We start from the raw sequence: 1,883 nt of genomic DNA, 5'->3' as shown, positions 1-1,883 counted from the left end.
ACCACAAAGTAGGTAGACCCAAGGAACCTCCCCTTGAGTCCCCATCAGAACCGTACGTGAGCCTCTCGACTCATACGGCTCCCTCTCCAACAGATGGTAATATTCCAAATTTCCAGTGTGCAAACAAGTTTCTGTCTCTTCTGGCTACTGCACCAAGCCAGTGCTCGGCTCTGCTTCTCGTGTTTTTCTTTTTATAACTTCGTCGTACCCATTTAATCAGACATTGATTGATATAACGCAACACCTCATAAAATTCTGACTTATAATAGTGTGTGTAGTAGTTAATCCATCCTTGCACTACTTTGTTTATCATGTTCCCAATATCTTTTAATGAGAGATCCGCCTTTAACTGTATCTTCCATTCTCTGATCTTCTGTTTCATAGCAGTTTTGGCTTTTTCACTGACCGCAGGCGTAAAGCCTACAAAGAACTTTCCTTCTTTATTCTTATTTAGCCTTGGTCTGAACGTATATCCCAGAAAAGTGAATTGGGTACAACTATAGTTTTGTGGCCTTCGGTTATCCTTGCAGTAGACAATACGTGTCTTTTCTTTATTCAGTTCCAATCCAAACTGCTGAAAACGTTCTTCCAGTTTCTGCTTTATAAATGCAGCCTGCTTGTACGATTGGCAGTGCAGTACTCCATCATCAGCATATCTTTCCCACCAGATGTTCGGATATGCTTTTGTCATAAAGTCATCAAATACATAGTGAAGAAATAGATTTGCAAGCACAGGACTGATAACTCCACCCTGAGGTGTTCCTGACCTGCGTTCAGCAACCGAGCCATCACTCATGATGAACGGCACTGTAAGCCAACGTTTTATATAAAGTATCAGCCATTTTATTTGCGTATGTTTCTCAACCATGTACATCAGATATCCATGTTTGATGTTATCAAAGAGCCCTTTGATATCTAATTCCAATGCCCAGTCTCTTTTAAAACATCTTTCCCTTGCTTGTCCTACTGCCTGAATTGCAGATTTGTTCGGACGGTATCCATATGAGTCATTGTAAAACATTGGTTCAACCAGCGGTTCAAAGTACATCTTCGCAACCATTTGTGCGATTCTGTCTTCTACTGTTGGAATTCCCAAAATTCTGATTCCACCATTTTTCTTGGGTATTGCTACTGCCCTTACAGGCTTCGGGAAATAACTTCCTGATGCCATCCGGTTCCATAGTTTATACAGGTTGTTATTAAGATGCTCCTCAAACTCTTTTATGGTTTGTTCATCTGCCCCGTAACTTCCTGCGTTTTCCTTTACCGCCTGAAAAGCTGCAATTACAGCCTTCTTTGAAATATCAAACTGTTTTGCTTCGCTCATAAGCTCCTCCTTATTCCTAAGTTGACTTATTTACTCTGCTTGGATACTGTGACTTCTTCGCTCTGTTTTCTTTTCAGAAACCCTCTTCACTACTACAAGCCACTCTGCCCCTATGACTGTATCAGTACTCTGTACCTTGCGGTTCGTCCACTTGGCACTCTCCCTTAACACCAGCCCGTAGGTTCCCACGTTCCATATGAATGCCTGAACAGTGTTCATGCCACCTTTACGCCGTCCACCGCATAACCAGTAAATAGGCTCCCGTTATGCTTATCCCAGGTTAACGACTGACCCCCTGGTTTTGATGGAGTCTCTACGCTTTCGACGTTTTCGTAAGTGGTTCACAGCTTCGTTCATCTCCACTGTCCACACCTGACTGTTTTGTACAGCCTTTTCTCTGACGCTCAGTACCATAGCTTTTGACTACAGCACCTCAGAGTGATTTGAAACCTCCACCTATATAGCGGTTCCGATGGGCCTGCCATCATCATTCACACAGCATGGCTATACTTGTTTGACATCATGTCACAAGTTTCCGCCTTCGTGGCGCACAATC

1 protein-coding gene is annotated in these 1,883 nt (G+C 43.0%); it reads right to left on the bottom strand.

Annotated elements, in window-relative coordinates; translation table 11 throughout:
- Positions 1 to 70: 70 nt before the first annotated feature.
- On the bottom strand, positions 71 to 1,327 hold the full coding sequence (gene ltrA / locus LI074_RS16920) for a group II intron reverse transcriptase/maturase (RefSeq protein ID WP_008704417.1): 1,257 nt from the start codon (positions 1,325 to 1,327) through the stop codon (positions 71 to 73).
- Between the last annotated feature and the right edge of the window lie 556 nt (positions 1,328 to 1,883).

It is taken from the genome of Blautia sp. MSK18_10 (assembly GCF_020553185.1).
Classification (GTDB): domain Bacteria; phylum Bacillota; class Clostridia; order Lachnospirales; family Lachnospiraceae; genus Blautia_A; species Blautia_A wexlerae.
Note: the sequence above shows the minus strand (reverse complement) of the source record. Positions and strands in the feature narration are given on the sequence as shown.